The organism is Micromonospora sp. NPDC049201 (assembly GCF_055586805.1).
In genome coordinates, this window is the sequence record NZ_JBVJHM010000019.1 from 1 (window position 1) to 16,420 (window position 16,420).

Genomic DNA, 16,420 nt, shown 5'->3' on the forward strand with positions numbered 1-16,420 from the left:
CACCCCCCCCCCCCCCCCGCCGCCCCGCCCCCCCCCCCCCCGCCCGCCGCCCCCCCCCCGCCCGCCCCCCCCCCCCCCCCCCCCCCCCCCCCCCCGGCCGCCCCCCCCGGGCGCCCCGCCCCCCCCCCCCCCCCCCCCCCCCCCCCCCCACGACCCGGTGGGCCGGGTCTGCCGGTGTGCCAGATCCGCAGCCGTGCCCTCGTCCGGGCGAAGCCGCCGGCGCGGGGTGGCGACGAGCGGACCCGGCTTCACGCGTTCCTCGACGAGCGGGTCGTCGGTCAGGCCGGCACGTCGCCGGCCGTCCAGCAGGACGAGTGGCCGTGGCAGCCGGTGTAACCGGCGAGCGCCTGGTGCAGCGCGGCCAGCCGCGTGGCGGGAAGGTCGCCGGCGAGGTTGGTGAGCTGGTCGGGGTCGGTCGTGCGGTCGTAGTACTCGCGCTCACCGTTCGCGTACTCCACGTAGGTGTAGGTCGCGGTCCGCAGCGCGTTGTAGGTGGTCGGGCTCCCGTTGCGTTGGTCCTGGGCGTCCGGGTCGTCGGCGGCCTGCTGGGGTCCGTGGTGCTCGACGAGCGCTCCGCCGCGCCAGTTCGGGGCCGCGTCGCCCTGGACGAGACCGAGCAGGCTGCGGCCGTCGACGTCCGCGCCGACGTCCGCGCCGGCGATCCGCTGGAAGGTCGGCGCCAGGTCGATGTTCTGGACGATCTCCGGCCGGGTCCGGCCCCGGCTGACGCCGGGACCGACGATGACGAGCGGTACGCGTACGTCGGTGTCGAAGGCGGTCTGCTTGCCGCCGGTGAGCCGGTACTCGCCCATGTGGAAGCCGTTGTCGGAGCTGAACACCAGGTAGGTGTTGTCGGCGACGCCGCTGGCCGTCAACTGCTCGCGGAGGTTGGCGATGAGCCGGTCCACCGCCTGCACCGCCTGCGCACGCTTGCGGAAGTTGCGATCCAGGTTGTCCTTCTCGGTGGCGGTCAGGGGTCCGTTGCCGGCCAGCCAGGAGGGCGCCTGGCGGGGCAGGCGGTCGTAGGCCGGGCCGCGTGGGGCGGTGAGGCCGGGGAACTTGTCGAGATCCTGGTCGGCCGGGGTGAACGGGCTGTGTGGTGCGAACGTCGAGACCTCCAGCAGGAACGGAGTCCCGGCTGCCGCGGCGCGCTGGATGAAGGATCTGCCCTTCCGGGCCAGCACGTTGGTGAGGTAGTCGGCGGGTGCGTCGCCGTAGTGCCTGATCACCTGGTTCTCGTTGAGGTCGTAGTTGTACTCGGGGTAGCCGTTCCCCGCTCCGTACCACTCGGACCAGCCCGGCGGGACGTAGGGCTGGGTCCCGCCCTGGGTGTCGGCCGGTTGGTAGCCGTTGAGGTACTTGCCCATGAACGCCGTGGAGTAGCCCCGGCCCTGGACGGCGGTGGCGAAGGTGCGGTTCTCGTTCCCCCGGCTCTTGAAGACCGCGAATCCGCCGTCGCTGCCGCCGTTGGTGAACACGCCGGTGTCGTGGGGGAAGTTGCCGGTCAGGATGGACGAGCGGGAGGGGCAGCAGAGCGAGTCCGTCACGGTGTAGTTGGTGAACGTCACGCCCTCTGCCTGCAACTGCCGTACCTGCGACAGGTACGGCACGAGGTTCCAGGCCAGATCGTCGGTGAGCACGAAGACGATGTTGGGCGGGGCGGCGGCGGGCTCGGGCGCGGGCTCGGCGCCCCGTGCGGGTGTCCAGGCGGCGACGGCGGCCAGCGTCACGACGGACATCGCGGCGAGGCGGCTCCGGAGAGTGGTCGACATGGGGGCGAGCCTGCCTGATATCGACCGGGATCTTATTAACCGGTGGTAATGATCCGGTCAACGCGCCCGCGGCGCCCGCGGTGACGAAGAGGGTCGACGACCCTGGCACCTCTCGACGAAAAATTCAAGGTGGTCTACCTCTGGACCTTCACTGTTAACACTCCTAATAATTAGCTCCTCGGTTCCGTCCCCTCCGGAAGGCCCACCCCCATGCGCCGCCCCGCCGTCCTCGCCCTGGCCGCCGTCCTGGCCGCCGGCGCCACCACCGTCTATCTGGCGTCGTCCGCCTCCGCGGCCGCCGCGTGCTACCCCACCTGGTCGTCGTCCGCCGTGTACGTCGGCGGCGGTCAGGCCTCCTACCAGGGCGTCAACTACCAGGCCAAGTGGTGGACCCAGAACGAGAACCCGGCCACGCACAGCGGCCAGTGGGACGTCTGGGCCAACCAGGGCGCCTGCGGCGGCACCACGCCGCCGACCACGTCACCCCCGACCACGACACCGCCGCCCACCACGCGACCCCCGACCACCCCGCCGCCCACGACCACCCCGCCACCCACCACGCCTCCGCCGACCGGCAACGGTCAGCTCCCGAAGCACTTCCTCACCGGGTACTGGCAGAACTTCGACAACCCGGCCCAGGAGATCCGGCTCCGTGACGTGCCGGCCTCCTACGACCTGGTGGCGGTCGCGTTCGCCGACGCGACGAGCACACCGGGCGCGGTGTCCTTCGGCATCGACGCGGGGCTGAGCGCCTCGCTCGGCGGCTACACCAACGCCGACTTCAAGAACGACGTCGCCACTCTGCACGCGCGGGGCAAGAAGGTCGTCATCTCGGTCGGCGGCGAGCGCGGCACCATCTCGGTCGCCAGTTCCAGTGCCGCCACGAACTTCGCCAACTCGATCGTCGGCCTCATCGGAACCTACGGGTTCGACGGCGTCGACATCGACCTGGAGAACGGCGTCAACGCGACGTACATGGCCCAGGCGCTGCGCGACATCCGCAACCGGACGAGCGCCAACCTGATCATCACGATGGCGCCGCAGACGATCGACATGCAGAGCACCGGCGGCCAGTACTTCCAGCTGGCGCTGAACATCAAGGACATCCTGACCGTCGTCCACACCCAGTTCTACAACTCCGGCGCGATGCTCGGCTGCGACAACTCCGCCGCGTACGGCCAGGGATCGGTCAACTTCCTCGTGGCGCTCGCCTGCATCCAGCTCGAGAACGGGCTCCGGCCGGACCAGGTGTCCCTCGGACTGCCGGCCGCGCCGAGCGCCGCCGGTGGCGGCTACGTCAACCCCTCCGTGGTCAACCAGGCCCTCGACTGCCTCGCCCGCGGCACCAACTGCGGCTCCGTCAAGCCGCCGCGCACCTACCCCGGAATCCGTGGCGCCATGACCTGGTCGATCAACTGGGACGTCACCAACGGCAACGGATTCGCCAACACCGTCCGCCCGCACCTCACCACCTTGCCCTGAACCCCCGCAGGAGCGTGTCATGAAACTCAGGCAGAAGATCCTGGCCCTGGCCGCCGTCACGGTCACCGCCACCGCGATCGCGATCGTCCCCATGTCCACGTCGAGCGCGGCCGTGGCCTGCTACCCGGCCTGGTCGTCGTCCGCCGTGTACGTCGGCGGCGGTCAGGCGTCCTACCAGGGCGTCAACTACCAGGCCAAGTGGTGGACCCAGAACGAGAACCCGGCCACGCACAGCGGCCAGTGGGACGTCTGGGCCAACCAGGGCGCCTGCGGCGGCGGCACCACCCCGACCACCCCGCCGCCCACCGGCCCGACCAACCCGCCGCCGGCCGGCAAGATGGCCGCGTCGCCCTACGTCTACCCCGGCTGGGGCAACCCGCCGGCACCCTCGACCATCACCGCTCAGGGCGTCCGCGCGTTCACCGTCGCGTTCGTGCTGGCCAACGGCTGCAACCCGGTCTGGGACGGTGAGGGCGGCCTGACCGGCGGCGTCCACGAGTCCTGGATCAACCAGGCCAAGGCGGCCGGCGCGACGATCGTCCCGTCGATCGGCGGCTGGCAGGGCAACAAGCTCGGCCCGAACTGCGCCACCCCGGAGGCCCTCGCCGGGGCGTACCAGAAGGTCATCAACACCTTCGGTCTCAAGGCCATCGACATCGACATCGAGAACTACGACGAGTTCGAGAACTACGTGGTCGCCGACCGCATCGTGAGCGCGCTGGGCATCATCAAGCGCAACAACCCGGGCGTCACCACGATCCTCACCTTCGGGACGACCACGAGTGGCCCCAACGCGCACGGCGTCCGGCTGATCAACCAGGCCCGGGCGCTGAACGCCAACGTGGACGTCTTCACCATCATGCCGTTCGACTTCGGCGGCGGCAGTGACATGTACACCAGCACCCGCAACGCCGCGGAGGGTCTGAAGAACCAGCTGAAGTCCACGTTCGGCTGGAACGACCAGACCGCCTACGCCCACATGGGCATCTCCGGCATGAACGGTCTGTCCGACCAGCAGGAGGTGACCACCCCGGAGACCTGGACGCGGATCCGCGACTACGCCAGGAGCAGCGGCCTCGCCCGATTCACCTTCTGGGCGGTGAACCGCGATCGTGGCTGCGCCGGCGGGGGCGTGGTCTCCACCTGTAGCGGCATCGCCCAGAGCGACTGGGAGTTCAGCCGCATCTCCGCCGGCTTCTAAACCCGGAGGTCTCCGGTGGACGGTTCCGCGACCAGGCGGAACCCGAAACCGGAGACCTCATCCGCCGGTTGCGGACCCCGGTGCGGGGACCACCGACTCCGACCAGCGGCGTCACTTTTCTGGGGTATCGAAGCGTGTGACCGTGTGCCACGATCGCTGTCGAACCCGCTCAGGGCGCCGCGCAGGTCTCACGATGGTGGTGCGAGCCGTGGCTGACGTAGTGAAGGGCTGATGGACAACCGGTATCAGTACTACCGTATCGCTGATCCGACTTTCTACGACCGACCCGGTGCGGACGGCGGCCCCCGGCGGGACCGCTTCGGGACGGACCTGCGGGCCGGGCCGGGATGGAACCTGTCGACCCGGGACGGGTGGACGATGGTGACGCCGCCACGGGGCCTCGTCGCGACGCAGGGGTGGAAGATCCACGTGTCCGCGACGCTGGACAACGCCGCACGGATTCTCGACACCGTCTGGACGTACTGCCAGCAGGCGCAACTCGCGTACAAATTCCTCAGCACCGAACTCGATCTGACCCTGCGCAACTCGAAGTACGCGGACCGGGCGGCCAGCGGCAAGTTCATCACGATCTACCCCGAGGACACCGACGAGCTGGAGGCCGCGCTCCGCCGGCTCGGCGCGCGGCTCGACGGGGAAGCCGGCCCGTACATCCTCAGCGATCTGCGGTGGGACCGGGGCCCACTGTTCGTGCGCTTCGGCGGGTTCGCGCCCCGCCGGGTCACGACGGCCGACGGCTCGCGGGTTCTCGCGGTGCGACAGCCGGACGGCTCGCTCGTGCCCGACCGGCGGGAACCCGCCTTCTCGGTGCCCGCCTGGGTCGACGTCCCGGCCTTCCTCCGGCCGGCGGTGGCCGAGCGCGGCCGGCAGGAGACGCGACCCGAGGAGTTCCCGTACGAGATCGAGGGCGTGCTGCACTTCTCCAACGGCGGCGGCGTCTATCGGGCCCGGGACGTCAGAACGGACCGGGTGGTCGTGCTGCGGGAGGGCCGACCGCACGCCGGCATCGACGGCCTCGGCCGGGACGCGGTGCACCGACTCGACTGCGAGGCCGACATGTTGGCCCGGCTGCGCGGGCTGCCCTGCGTCCCGGCCCTGTACGAGACGTTCACCTGCTGGGAGCACGTGTTCCTCGCCGAGGAGTTCATCGAGGGGCGGACGCTCGGCCGCGAGTTCAGCGCGCGGTACCCGCTCACCCGGGCGGGCGCCGGTCCGGACGAGATCCGGGACTACGTCCGGTGGGCGCTCGACGTGCTGGGGAAGGTGGGTGACGTCCTCACGGACCTGCACGGTCGCGGGGTCGTCTTCGGCGACCTGCATCCGCACAACGTCATGGTGCAGCCGGACGGCGCGGTCCGGCTCATCGACTTCGAGCTCGCCACCGGGGTGGACGACAGCGCCCGGCCCGCGATGGGCGCGCCCGGCTACGTCGCCGCGGACGGCCGCACCGGAGTCGCCGCGGACCGGTACGCGTTGGGGTGCCTGCAACTGTCGATGTTCCTTCCGCTGACCGCCGTGTTGCCGCTCGCGCCGGGCAAGGCCGCGCAACTCGTCGCCGCGGCGATGCGGCGCTTCGACCTTCCCGCCGGGTTCGGGCCCGAGGTGGTGGCCAACCTCGGCCTGGCCGGGAACGGCCAGGGTGCGGTGTCCGCGGCGTCGCCGGACCTGGTCCCCGGTGACCTGGACACGCCGGAGGTGCCGTTCACCCGCGTCCGCGCCGCCCTGGCGACGGGCATTCTCGCCACCGCCACCCCCGGGCGGCGGGACCGGCTGTTCCCGGGGGACATCGAGCAGTTCCAGGTCGGCGGTCTCGGGCTGGCCTACGGCGCGGCGGGTGTGCTGCACGTCCTGCACCGGACGGGGGTCGGACGGTTCCCCGAGCACGAGGAGTGGCTCGTACGCCGGGTGCGGGACGAGCGGAGCGCGCTGGCGCCGGGCTTCTACGACGGTCTGCACGGCGTGTGCCACGCCCTCGACGGGCTGGGCCGGCACGAGGAGGCGTTGACCCTGCTCGACCGCGCGCCCCGGGCCGCCGGGCTGGATCGGCTGTCCAGTCACCTGTTCGACGGGCTCGCCGGCATCGGTCTCAACTATCTGCACTTCGCCACCACGACCGGTGACCGGAGCTGGACGACCGCCGCGCTGGACATCGCGTCGCGGCTCGACGACCGCGACGCGGGCCGGGCCGCCGCCGGCAACCGTCGGGCCGCCGGCCTCCTGCGGGGAGCCAGCGGCGTCGCGCTGTTGTCGGTCCGGCTGTTCGAGGCGACCGGTGACCGCGCCCACCTGGAGTCGGCGGAGCGCTGGTTGCGGCACGACCTGGGCCGCTGTGTCCTGATGCCGGACGGGTCGCGTCAGGTGGACGACGGGTGGCGCGTGTTGCCCTACCTCGCCGCCGGCAGCGCCGGCATGGCGATGGTGCTGCGGGAGTTTCTTCGGCACCGTCCCGGTGACGAGCTGGGGACGGTGCTCGGCGAGCTGACCCGTGCGGCGTGTGCCGAGTTCACGGTCCAGTCCGGCCTGTTCAACGGGCGGGCCGGACTGCTCGCCCTGTTGCTCGGCCTGGACCGGTCCGACGTTCCCGTCGTCGCCGCGGACGGCGGCGGCATGACCGTCGCCGACCTCGTACGCCGGCACGTGGCCGCGCTCTCCTGGCACGCCGTGGCCTATCGCGGTGGTCTCGCCTTCCCCGGGGACCAGCTCGAACGGCTGTCCACCGATCTGGCCACCGGCGCGGCGGGCGTCCTCCTCGTGCTCTGGGCCGCCGCGCAGCGCGCACCTGTCCCCGTCCTGCCGTTCCTCGGCGGGACGGTGCCGCGACGAGAGCGGAGGGGGGTGATGAGATGAACTTTCTGTTGAACCTGCAGGGCGTCACTGTCGAGCAGGAGCCCGCGCCCGAGGCGCCCACCAGCACCTTCAGTTACTTCTACTGCCGGGATTACAGCACGTACAGCGTGTGGGTCGGCTGCGGCGACTAGCCGCCCCGTCCGGGTCCAGGCCCGGCTGACCGGCTCCCGGGGACGACCGTCGCACCGGTCGCCCCCGGGAGCCGTTGCCGTCGCTGTCGCCTGACCGCCAGTGTCCGGGCACGGACAGTGCGCGCGTTCCGGCGTCCGGGCCGGTCGATGATGGGGCCGTCGACGTGCCGCCGCGACGGGCCGGCGGGCGTGGCACTCCGGACAGGGAGATGGACATGTCGTTCGAGGTCGACTTCAACTGGGCATCGCAGGCCGTCATCGAGACGGTGGCGGTGCCGTTCCCGTCCCTGGAGACGCCACCCGACGTGGTCGTCGCCGATCCGCCGGTCCCGCAGTTGGCCTTCCAGCAGTCCGGTCCGGTCACGGTCACGATGCTCGGCTGTGGCCGGTGGAACCGGGACACCAGCTACCGGTTCAACGCCGGCTGCAACCCGCAGCCGCACCACGCGGCGCAGGTGGGTGAGGTGGGGGTGCTCTCCGACGCCGAGGCGCAACGGTTGGAGACGTGGTTCGTGCAGCGCTATCCGAACTCCCACCCCGTCGTGCTCAAGAACGGCGGGAAGTGGAATCTCGTCCTCACCCGCAACGGCGCGGTGTTCAACTTCCACGTCGCCGTCCAGCCGGCCCACGGCTAGCCGCGACGCGACGGGGACGCGGGCCGGCCCGGCCGGCCCGCGCCCCCGCCGGTCACTTGTAGACGCGCACGTAGTCGACGAGCATCCGCGCCGGGAACGGCGTCGATACGTCCGGCGGGCCGGGCCAGTCGCCGCCCACGGCCAGGTTGAGGATCAGATAGAAGGGGTGGTCGAACACCCACGGGCCGCGGGTCGCCTCCACCGTCTCCTTGCTGGCGTAGAAGACCTGCGTGCCGTCGACGAGGAACCGCATGCCCCGGCTGTCCCACTCGACCGCGTAGACGTGGAAGTCGGCGGACAGGTCGACCGCCCAGACGTGCTCCTGGCCGTAGCCGCCCCCGCCGTTGTAGGCGGGCGCGTGCAGCGTGGTGTAACTGCGGTAGGTGTCTCGGCCGAGAATCTCCATGATGTCGATCTCGCCGTTGTACGGCCACGGCCGGCCGGTGAGGAAGTCGCCGCCCATCATCCAGAACGCCGGCCAGAGGCCGTTGCCTTTGGGCACCCTGATCCGCGCCTCGATCCGGCCGTACTGCACCTGGAACCTGGCGCCGGTGTTCATCCGGTGCGAGGTGTAGGCGCGTCCGCCGGCGTTCTCCCGCCGGGCCTCCATGACGAGTTGGCCGGTGCCGTTCATCGCCGCGTTGGCGTTGTCGGTGTAGTACTGCGACTCGTTGTTCTGCCCGGTGCCCGGGTCGACGGTCCACTTCGCCGCGTCCGGCCGGGCGCCGGCCGGTCCGTCGAACTCGTCGGCGAAGACGAGGGTGGTGGCCGGGAACGTGGGGTCGGCGGGCCGGGCCGGGGGAGCGGTCGGGGCGCCTCCGGTGCCGTACACCTGGAACTCCCACAGCGAGTACCCGTAGCCGTTGCTGCGCGCGGTGCCGTACATCCGCACGTAGCGGCCGGTGCCGCTGACGGTGAGGTCCTGCCGGAAGCCCGGGTTGCTCGTGGTGCGGTAGACGGTGGTCCAGGTGGTCGCGTCCGTCGAGGTCTGGATCTGGTACGCGGTGGCGTAGGCCGCGTCCCACTGGAGGACCACCCGGTGCACGGTCGCGGTGGCCCCGAGGTCGACGTAGATCCAACCCGGGTCCACCCAGCCGGTGGTGGGGCTCGTCGCCCAGCGCGAGGCCGGGTCCAGGTCGAACGCCCGCGCCGGCGAACACTGCCAGCAGGCGCCGTCGTCCTGCTGGGACGAGGCGACCGCCGGCCTGCCGTAGGACAGCAGCACGTCGCCGCCGGACGGTGGCGGCGTCGTCGGTGTCGTCGGGGTCGCTCCGGTGGTGCGGACCGCGAGTTCCCAGAGCGAGTAGCCGTAGGTCGTGGCCCGCGCGGTGCCGAGGACCCGCAGGTAGCGGCCGGAACCGGTCACGGTGAGTTGTTGGCCGCCGCCGGCGCCGGTGGTGGTGGCGTAGACGGTGGTCCAGGTGACGCCGTCGGTGGAGAGCTGGATCTGGTACGCCGTCGCGTAGGCCGCCTCCCAGGTGAGGTCGACCCGGCAGACGGCGCGCTCGACGCCGAGGTCGACGCGTAGCCACTGCGGGTCGGCGGCGGCGCTGGACCAGCGGGTGCCCGGGTTGCCGTCCACCGCCGCCGAGGCGGGCAGCGCGGCGTTCTCGGTCGACGAGGCGGTGGCCGGGCGGTTCAACGCGGCGTTGCCCGTGGTGTCGCACCCGGTGGCGGCGCGCGTGCCGTGCACCTGGAACTCCCAGAGCGAGACCCCGTACGCGGTGCCCCGGGCGGTGGTGGTGACCCGCACGTACCGTCCGGTGCCGGCGACCGCGAGCGTGTCGACGCCGCCGTCGCCGCCGGTGACGGCGCGCAGCGTCGTCCAGGTCGCGCCGTCGGCGGAGACCTGCACCTGGTAGGCGGTGGCGTACGCGGCCTCCCAGGCGAGCACCACCTGGCTGACGGTCGCGGCGGCGCCCAGGTCGACGCTGAGCCACTGCGGGTCGGCGGCGGCGCTGGACCACCGGGTGCCGGAGTCGCCGTCCACCGCCGCCGAGGCGGGGAAGGCGGCGCTCTGCGTGGACGAGGCGGTGACCGGGCGGCCCTGGGACAGCAGCGGGTCGGCGCCCTGGGCCGGACCGGTGGCGAGGCCGGTCAGGGTGGCGACGAGCGTCGCCGCGAGGGCGGCGGCGGTGAGGCGGCGACGGGTACGTGTCGGCGGGTCGACGGTGCGGACGGGTTGGCGGTTCATGGGCGTCTCCAGGAGCGGGCGGTGGCCGGAGAATGGCTCGCCGGTCGGCCGTGACCAGCGATGGAGAGCGCTCCCTGGTGACCAGGTTCGGCGCGCGACAGGCGCGTGTCAAGGAAATCCGGCGGTTCCGGAACCACGCCGCCGCCGCGCCATGGCATCGACATCTGTGGTTGCATGTGGGCATGCGTCGCACTCTCGCCCACCTGCTGGCCGTGCTCGTCGCCGCGTCGTGCGTGCTCGTCGCCGCGCCGGCCGGCGCGGCGACCACCGCGCCGTCCCTGGTGCTCGGCACCGACTTCCCGGACCCCGACATCCTCAAGGTCGGCGGCACCTACCACGCCTACTCGACGAACAACGGCAACGGCAACGTGCCGGTCGCCACCGCGTCGGCGCTCACCGGCCCGTGGACCCGACGCGCCGACGCGCTGCCGACGCTCGGCGCCTGGGCCTCCGGCGGCCTCACCTGGGCCCCGGACGTGTCCCGCCGGGCCGACGGCACCTACCTGCTCTACTACACCGCCCGCAGCCGTGCCGCCGGCCGCCAGTGCATCGGCGCGGCCACCTCGACCTCGCCGCTCGGCCCCTTCGCCCCGGTCGGGTCCGGTCCGCTGGTCTGCGACGCCGCCGAGGGCGGTGACATCGACCCGTCCAGCTTCGTCGACACCGACGGCCGGCGCTACCTGCTCTACAAGGACGACGGCAACGCCGTCGGGCAGCCGACGAGCCTGTGGGCGCAGGCGGTCGCCGCCGACGGCGTGACGCTCCAGGGCGGCCGGGTCGAACTGCTGCGCAGTGGCCGCGCCGAGGAGGCGGGCGTCATCGAGGCGCCGGTGCTGACCCGGGTGGGCGCGCACTACGTGCTCTTCTACTCCCTCGGCGGGTACGGCGGCGACGGCTACCAGACCAGCTACGCCAGCGCCACGTCGCTGACCGGCCCGTACACCAAGGCGTACCGGTCGCTGCTGACCACCGCCAGCCTCGACGGCGCCGTACGCGGGCCGGGCGGCGCGGACGTGGTGCGCGAGGCCGGCGGCGACCGGCTGGTCTTCCACGGCTGGGTGAACGACTACTCGGCGCGCGGCATGTACGTCGCCGACCTCGGCTGGGCCGGGGACAACCCGGTGGTGCGGGGCAGCCGGGTGCGCTACGAGGCCGAGCGGGGCACGCTCAACCACTGCGCCGCCCGGAGCACCGCGACCGCCTCGCAGGGACAGGTGGCGGCCTACCTCGACTACGCCGACAGCTGGGTCGAGGTCAGCGTCTTCGCGCCGCGCGCCGGCGGCTACACCGCGTACGTCGGCTACTCCGCCGGCTACGGCGACGCCGAGCACACGCTGACCGTCAACGGCGGCGGTGCGCAGGTGGTCGCGTACCCGGACACCGGCTGGGAGACCTGGCGGCAGGCCCGCGCGGACGTGGTGCTGAACGCCGGGTGGAACACGCTGCGCCTGACCCGGCGCAGCCGCTGGGCGGAACTCGACTACCTGGAGATCGCCTGATCGTCGGCACGGGTGAGGCCGCTCGTGGGGCGGGAGCCCCCGGGCCTCGCCGTGCCTTCCGGGCCGCCCGGCCGGGTAGCCCGATCCCGACACCGTACGGAGGTCACGTGATCACGAGAAGGAGCCTGCTCGTCTCGGCGGCGGCAGCGGTGGCGGTCGGTGCCGGCGCACCGTTGCGTGCCGGCGCCGCACTGCCCGAGGTCGACATGGAGGCCCTGATCAAGGCAGCGCAGATCGATCCGCGCCGGGCGGACACCGCGCTCACCGAGGGCGCCCGGGACAGCGTCCTGCTGGTGGAGCGCGCGTTGCAGGCCCGAGGGCTGCTTGCCTCGACGTACGTGGACGGGCACTTCGGCACCAGCACCGTCGCCGCGTACGCGGCGTACCAGCGCTCGCTCGGCTACACCGGCCTCGACGCGACCGGCCTGCCGGGCCCGTCCTCGCTGCGGTCGCTGGGGGACGGACGCTACACCGTGGTCCGGTCGATCTCACCCGGCAGCATCGTGACGATGCGCGGGGTGCAGGTCAACACCCGTACCCGGTCGATGCTGCTGGAGGCGGAACGTCTGCTCGGGCGTCAGCTCGGCCTCACCCAGGGCTCCTACAACACGGGCGTCGGCGCCTCCGCCGGCACCCACGACGGCGGCGGGGCGCTGGACATCTCGGTCAGCGGGCTGTCGTCGGCGACCCGGACCGACGTGCTGCGCCGGCTGCGCACGGTGGGCTTCGCCGCCTGGTACCGAACCCCGGACCAGGGCGACTGGGGATACCACATCCACGCGATCGCGTTGGCCGACACCGACCAGTCGACCGGTGCTCAGAACCAGGCCGGCGACTACTACCTGGGCCGTAACGGACTGGCCAACCGGGCACCCGACGACGGTCCGGTGGTCAGCCCGAAGCGCACCTGGGAGGAGTACCAGCGGGCGCTGTGAGCCGCGGGGGCCGGACGGGGTACGGAACGGGGTGGCCCGCGCGCCGACCGGCGCCCGGACCACCCCGCCACCCGTCGGCGGTGTGACAGGCGTCAGCCGCCGCTGATGGTGAACGTGGTGCCGGGCTGCCGGACGATGTCACCGTCGGCGGAGTTGCTGATGGTGACGTTGGTCAGCGTGGCGTTGCCCCGGGCGCCGCTCATGGCGAGGATGCCCGCGCCGTTGTTCGACCGGTCGATGCGGACGTTGCTGATCGTGACGTTCGGCATGCTGCCGCCGCCGTTCTTGAACTGGATGCCGTCGTAGGTGGAGTCGATGACGTCGGTGTCGCGGATGGTGACGCCGGTGATGTCGCCGCTGGCGGGGAACAGGGTGATGGCCCCGAACTCCTGGTCCTCGTTCCAGAACACGCCACCGCACCGGTAGAGGCCGTTGTTGGCCACCAGCGTCGTGCCGGAGAACGGCAGCGGACTGTGGTCGGTCGCCAGCATGATCCCGGGGTAGTTCATGGTGTCGGAAATCAGGTTGTTCTCCACCGTGTTCCCGTAACCGCCGTAGATCGCGACGCCGTTCGCCCGCCAGGGCAGTTGCACGGTGTTGTTGAGGAAGCGGTTGTCGTGGGCCACGTCCACGGTGGTGTCCTTGACGCGGGGGTTGGCCCACACCGCGAGCGAGTCGTCCCCGGTGGTGCGGAAGGAGGAGTTGAACACCCGCGAGTTGCGGGTGCCGTTGGAGAAGTTGACGCCGTCGGCGTAGGTGTCGCGGATACGCATCCCGGTGAACTCCAGGCCGTCGCCGGGGTTCCAGTAGGCCGGGGTGTCGGAGTAGTCGCGGCCCACCCAGGCGCCCACGTTGACGTGCTCGATCCAGACGTTGCTGATCTTCGTGTTCTTCCCGAACCGTCCGTTCAGGCCGTGCCCGCGGTTGGCGCGGTTGGTGGTCATGCCGAAGATGGCCAGGTCCGAGATGGTGGTGTTGTCGTCGATGTCGAAGCCGACGTTGCCCTCGTGCGGGTGGTTGATGTTGCCCACCACGTTCTGCGGCTCGGTCTCGGTGTAGAGCTGCGAGTGCCACATGCCCGCGCCCCGGATCGTCGCGTTGCGGATTCCTCGCTGGTTGTACTGCCCGCGGTTGGGGTCGGGGGAGAGGATCTTCTGTTCCTGCCGCCACTGGCCGGCCGGGATCCAGACGCATCCGATGACGCCGTTCTGGTCGTCCGTCACGGCCCGCTGGATGGCGGCGGTGTCGTCGATCCCGTCGTTGGGGACGGCGCCGTAGGCGGTGATCGAGGTGCACTCCGCCGGCTTGCTGGCCGGCGGCGCCACCTGCTCCAGGTCGATCAGGTCGACGACGTAGAACGACGCGGTGTCGGTCGCGTCGCGTTGCAGCCGGAACCGGGTGCCGGCGGGGTACGACTGGGCGAGCAGGGCGTGCGACTCGTCGAACAGCCGCCGGGCGTCCGCCTGTGGGGTGTTCGAGAGCGACTCGGTGTCGTCGGTGGTGCCGTACAGCCAGCTGTTGCGGGAGGAGAGCGTCAGCTTCTGGACGAACGTGTCGTTGACGTAGAGGCTGAGGCTGGCGGTCAGCCCGCCCCCGTTGGGCGCGTCGGGGATGGAGTTGCGGACGACTATCGAGTTGGCCGGGCTGGTGGAGGTGACCTCGACGAACTGGCCGGTGCTGGTCAGCCGGACCGACTTGCGGCCGGACGACTCGGTGGCGAAGTTGGTGTGGCCGAAGGTGCGCAGCGGGTCGGCCTCCAGCAGGGTGCCCTGGTAGCGGGCCGCCTCGGCCTCGTACTCCGTCCACGGCACCGCCGCGCCGCGTCCCACCACCATGGACCGTGACAGCGAGTTGTTCGTCTCGTTGGTCTCGGTGACGACGCCGGTGGCGTCGGCGGTCGCGGTCAGCGTCACGCCGCCGGCGGTCGCGGTCCAACTGCCGGTCACGGCCACGGTGGCGGTCGCTCCGGCGGCCAATGCCCCGGTGGCGGTGTTCAGGGTGGTGCCGCCGACCACGAGTCGGGTGACGCTGGCGGCGGCGGCGCTGGTGCCACGGTTGCGGACGCTGACGGAGAACGTCACGGTGGCGCCGACGGCGGGACTCGGCGGGTTGCTGGTGATGGCGACGACCTGGAGGTCCGGGCCGGGGGCCTGGCCGACGACCAGCGGCGCGGACGCGGTGAAGCTGTTGTTGTCGTTGTTCTGCTCGGCGACGGTGCCCGCCGGGTCGACGACCACGACGAGGGTGTAGCTGCCGATGGCCTGCGCCGGCGCGGTCGCCGACACGGTGGCAGTGGCGCCGGCGGCCAGGGAACCGACCACGCCGCTGGCGACGACGCCGCCGTTGAGCCTGAAGTCGACCTTGGTGCCGGCCGCGGTCGCGCTGCCGCTGTTCCGGACCGTCGCGCTCAGGTTGACCGGCGTGGCCTCACTCGGCGCGGTGGGGGTCCAGCTCGCCGCCGTCACGACCAGGTCCGGGTTCGGCGCCCAGCCGCCGAAGACCTGGAGGTCGGCGACCTGCGCGCCGGGCGCTCCGGTGTTGCCGGTGAACCTGAGCTGCACCTCGGCCACCCGAGCGGTGACCGGGATGGTCACCGAGTTCCGGTTGCCGGACGGATCGAAGCCGTAGGCCGCGGCGGCCTTCAGGGTGGTGAACGTGGTGGCGCCCTGGGCGCGTCCCCGCACCTCGATGGTCTGGGTGCGGGCGCCCCAGACCGGGTCCGGGTTGAGTTTGACCACGATCCCGGTGATGTCGGCGTCGGTGCCCAGCTTGACCGTCAGGGTCGCCGGGAGGCCGTTCGACTCCCAGTACGAGGTGGGGCTGTTGTCGGTGGCGTTGGCGGCCACGAACGTGAACACCGAGGAGGACGCGTCGACCGGCTTGCCGGCGGACAGGTTGGTGCCGGACGGTGTGCCCGGGTCGCCGCCGCCCTGCCCGGCGACGCCGTAGATCTCCAGCTCGGCGATCTGGGCGGCGGGCCATCCGGTGTTGCCGGTGATGGTCAACCGCAGGTAGCGGACGGTCGCGGCGGTGAAGTCGATCGTCACCGTGTTCCCCGAGGCCGGGTCGAAGACCCGCCCCGCCGAGGGGGAGAGGGTGCTGAAGGTGCCGCCGTCGCCGCTGCCCTGCACGGCCAGCGTCTGGGTCCGGGTCGCCCAGGCCGTCGACGCCGGCAGTTTGAGTTTGACCTGGTCCACCGCGACGCTGCTGCCGAGGTCGACCTGCACCCACTGCGGGAAGGCCTGGGCGGGGCTCTCCCAGTACGTCTGCTGGTTGCCGTCGGTGACGTTGCCTCCGACGTAGCTCTCGACCGAGCCGCTCGTGGACACGGCCCTGCCTGCGGCGAGGTTCGCGCCGCCGGCTGCCGCCGCCGGGGTGGGTACGAGGGCCGACAGGCCGGTCAGCAGGGCTGCGGTGAGCCCACTGACGAGCCGTCGGCGGTGATTCTTCGGTGTCATCGGGTCCTTCGATCCGTGGGTGCGGGGGCGGGCCGCTCGCATCACACTGATGCGATTCTTGGCTTCTTCCGTGGTGCCGTTACGTTCTTGCGTCTCTCTAGCGAGTTTTTGCAAGGATGGCCGTCAATGTTTCAGACGGATGACCGGCACGTCAACGGGGTGGAGGAAGAAAGACCACGGAGCGGGAGCGCCGGCGCCATCGGCGCCGGGTCGTTCGCGTCGGTTCCGGAGCCGCCCCGGGCGGCTCC

Annotated in this window: 10 protein-coding genes; 7 read left to right on the plus strand and 3 right to left on the minus strand. The window is 71.9% G+C overall.

The window, feature by feature from the left end; genetic code table 11:
• Positions 1 to 278: 278 nt before the first annotated feature.
• The gene (locus tag ACZ6O5_RS29800; protein ID WP_465981475.1) at positions 279 to 1,772 is read right to left on the minus strand and encodes a sulfatase family protein; all 1,494 of its coding nucleotides are present in this window, start codon (positions 1,770 to 1,772) and stop codon (positions 279 to 281) included.
• A gap of 210 nt (positions 1,773 to 1,982) precedes the next feature.
• Between ACZ6O5_RS29800 and ACZ6O5_RS29805 the strand changes: the two genes are divergently transcribed.
• The 5 genes from ACZ6O5_RS29805 to ACZ6O5_RS29825 all read left to right on the plus strand — a co-directional run bounded on the left by ACZ6O5_RS29805 (position 1,983) and on the right by ACZ6O5_RS29825 (position 8,086).
• Positions 1,983 to 3,254: a chitinase gene (locus tag ACZ6O5_RS29805; protein ID WP_465981477.1), complete on the plus strand. Its 1,272-nt coding sequence runs from the start codon at positions 1,983 to 1,985 to the stop codon at positions 3,252 to 3,254.
• A 19-nt stretch (positions 3,255 to 3,273) separates the two neighbouring features.
• Complete coding sequence (locus ACZ6O5_RS29810) at positions 3,274 to 4,455, plus strand: carbohydrate-binding protein (RefSeq protein WP_107156267.1); 1,182 nt, start codon at positions 3,274 to 3,276, stop codon at positions 4,453 to 4,455.
• A 231-nt stretch (positions 4,456 to 4,686) separates the two neighbouring features.
• The gene (lanKC, locus tag ACZ6O5_RS29815; protein ID WP_465981479.1) at positions 4,687 to 7,320 is read left to right on the plus strand and encodes a class III lanthionine synthetase LanKC; all 2,634 of its coding nucleotides are present in this window, start codon (positions 4,687 to 4,689) and stop codon (positions 7,318 to 7,320) included.
• On the plus strand, positions 7,317 to 7,451 hold the full coding sequence (locus ACZ6O5_RS29820; protein ID WP_255562982.1) for a hypothetical protein: 135 nt from the start codon (positions 7,317 to 7,319) through the stop codon (positions 7,449 to 7,451). The genes lanKC and ACZ6O5_RS29820 overlap by 4 nt, the downstream gene beginning before the upstream one ends.
• Positions 7,452 to 7,666: 215 nt before the next feature.
• Complete coding sequence (locus ACZ6O5_RS29825; protein WP_465981481.1) at positions 7,667 to 8,086, plus strand: hypothetical protein; 420 nt, start codon at positions 7,667 to 7,669, stop codon at positions 8,084 to 8,086.
• Positions 8,087 to 8,138: 52 nt separating this feature from the next.
• Here the strand turns inward: ACZ6O5_RS29825 and ACZ6O5_RS29830 are convergent, their stop codons facing one another.
• Positions 8,139 to 10,280, minus strand: a complete 2,142-nt coding sequence (locus ACZ6O5_RS29830; protein WP_465981483.1) for a discoidin domain-containing protein — start codon at positions 10,278 to 10,280, stop codon at positions 8,139 to 8,141.
• Positions 10,281 to 10,462: 182 nt separating this feature from the next.
• Between ACZ6O5_RS29830 and ACZ6O5_RS29835 the strand changes: the two genes are divergently transcribed.
• Together ACZ6O5_RS29835 and ACZ6O5_RS29840 are read left to right on the plus strand one after the other, a co-directional pair.
• A complete protein-coding gene (locus tag ACZ6O5_RS29835; protein WP_465981485.1) occupies positions 10,463 to 11,779 on the plus strand; it encodes a family 43 glycosylhydrolase in 1,317 nt (438 codons plus the stop codon).
• A 107-nt stretch (positions 11,780 to 11,886) separates the two neighbouring features.
• On the plus strand, positions 11,887 to 12,714 hold the full coding sequence (locus tag ACZ6O5_RS29840) for a peptidoglycan-binding domain-containing protein (RefSeq protein WP_281939137.1): 828 nt from the start codon (positions 11,887 to 11,889) through the stop codon (positions 12,712 to 12,714).
• A gap of 92 nt (positions 12,715 to 12,806) precedes the next feature.
• Here ACZ6O5_RS29840 and ACZ6O5_RS29845 read toward each other — a convergent pair whose 3' ends face one another.
• Positions 12,807 to 16,172 (minus strand): CARDB domain-containing protein, encoded by a 3,366-nt coding sequence (locus ACZ6O5_RS29845; protein ID WP_465981486.1) that lies wholly within the window; start codon positions 16,170 to 16,172, stop codon positions 12,807 to 12,809.
• Positions 16,173 to 16,420 lie beyond the last annotated feature (248 nt).

Excerpts from the sequence above, each read along its gene's own strand:
- ACZ6O5_RS29800 (WP_465981475.1), bottom strand. The coding sequence starts at position 1,772 with ATGTCGACCACTCTCCGGAGCCGCCTCGCCGCGATGTCCGTCGTGACG.
- ACZ6O5_RS29805 (WP_465981477.1), top strand. The coding sequence starts at position 1,983 with ATGCGCCGCCCCGCCGTCCTCGCCCTGGCCGCCGTCCTGGCCGCCGGC.
- ACZ6O5_RS29810 (WP_107156267.1), top strand. The coding sequence starts at position 3,274 with ATGAAACTCAGGCAGAAGATCCTGGCCCTGGCCGCCGTCACGGTCACC.
- lanKC (WP_465981479.1), top strand. The coding sequence starts at position 4,687 with ATGGACAACCGGTATCAGTACTACCGTATCGCTGATCCGACTTTCTAC.
- ACZ6O5_RS29820 (WP_255562982.1), top strand. The coding sequence starts at position 7,317 with ATGAACTTTCTGTTGAACCTGCAGGGCGTCACTGTCGAGCAGGAGCCC.
- ACZ6O5_RS29825 (WP_465981481.1), top strand. The coding sequence starts at position 7,667 with ATGTCGTTCGAGGTCGACTTCAACTGGGCATCGCAGGCCGTCATCGAG.
- ACZ6O5_RS29830 (WP_465981483.1), bottom strand. The coding sequence starts at position 10,280 with ATGAACCGCCAACCCGTCCGCACCGTCGACCCGCCGACACGTACCCGT.
- ACZ6O5_RS29835 (WP_465981485.1), top strand. The coding sequence starts at position 10,463 with ATGCGTCGCACTCTCGCCCACCTGCTGGCCGTGCTCGTCGCCGCGTCG.
- ACZ6O5_RS29845 (WP_465981486.1), bottom strand. The coding sequence starts at position 16,172 with ATGACACCGAAGAATCACCGCCGACGGCTCGTCAGTGGGCTCACCGCA.